Source organism: Thalassorhabdomicrobium marinisediminis (assembly GCF_003072065.1).
In the GTDB taxonomy this organism is placed as follows: Bacteria; Pseudomonadota; Alphaproteobacteria; order Rhodobacterales; family Rhodobacteraceae; genus Octadecabacter; species Octadecabacter marinisediminis.
This window is the reverse complement of the sequence record NZ_QCYG01000023.1, coordinates 1-1,204: the sequence shown is the minus strand read 5'-3', so window position 1 is coordinate 1,204 and position 1,204 is coordinate 1. Positions and strand designations below refer to the sequence as shown.

General features: G+C 62.1%; 1 protein-coding gene. It reads right to left on the bottom strand.

What is annotated here, in order from left to right; genetic code table 11:
* Positions 1 to 1,088 (bottom strand): GDP-mannose 4,6-dehydratase (gmd, locus tag DC363_RS16560; RefSeq protein ID WP_108642265.1); only part of this gene is annotated, 1,088 nt, incomplete at its 3' end.
* Between the last annotated feature and the right edge of the window lie 116 nt (positions 1,089 to 1,204).

The window sequence follows — 1,204 nt, the reverse complement described above, 5'->3', positions numbered from 1 at the left end:
CCGTGTTCGGCGAGGAGGGCGGAGCGGCGGGCGGATTTGAGGTCTTCTCGGACCATTTCGGCGCACATTTCCTGCACGGTGATCTCGGGCTCCCAGCCCAGCTCTTGCTTGGCTTTTGACGGGTCCCCCAGCAGGGTCTCGACCTCGGCGGGGCGGAAGTAGCGCGGGTCGATCCGCATCACCACCTGGCCCGGTTTCATGAAGGGCGCGAGATCGCCCGTGACCTCGGTCACGGTGGCGATCTCGTCCACGCCGGTGCCGGAGAAGGCCAGCTCAACGCCCATTTCCCGCGCGGTCCAGGTGATGAACTGGCGCACCGAATGCTGCACGCCGGTCGCAATCACAAAATCATCCGGTTTGTCCTGCTGCAGCATCATCCACTGCATCCGCACGTAGTCTTTCGCATGGCCCCAGTCGCGCAGCGCATCGATGTTGCCCATGTACAGACACTCCTCCAGCCCCATGGCGATATTGGCGAGGCCCCGGGTGATCTTGCGGGTCACGAAAGTCTCGCCACGGCGGGGGCTTTCGTGGTTGAACAGGATGCCGTTGCAGGCAAACATGTCGTAGCTTTCGCGGTAGTTCACGGCGATCCAATAGGCGTACATCTTGGCCACCGCATAGGGCGAGCGGGGGTAGAAGGGCGTGGTTTCGCGCTGCGGGATCTCGCGCACGTCGCCGAACAGCTCCGAAGTCGAGGCCTGATAGAACCGGGTCTTCTTTTCCAGCCCCAGAAAGCGGATCGCCTCAAGAATACGCAAAGTTCCCAGCGCGTCCACGTCGGCGGTGTATTCGGGCGCCTCGAACGAGACGGCTACGTGGGACTGCGCGGCGAGGTTGTAGATCTCGTCGGGCTCGATGTCGCGGATCAGCCGCGTCAGGTTGGAGCTGTCGGACAGATCGCCGTAGTGCAGGTGCATCTTTGCGCGAGCCGAGTGGGGGTCCTCATAGATATGGTCGATCCGCTGGGTGTTGAGCGAGGAGGCGCGGCGCTTGATGCCGTGCACCTCATAGCCTTTTTCGAGCAGAAATTCCGCAAGATAAGAGCCGTCCTGGCCTGTAATACCGGTGATAAGCGCTTTTTTCATGATGGATCGTCCAAATTGGTTTGCGTCGAAAGGGGGGCGGCGGGGGCTGAGATCAGCGCCTTCGCGGCCGCGAGGAAACGGTCAAGGATCGCGGGTTTGTTCCAGCGGTCCAGCGC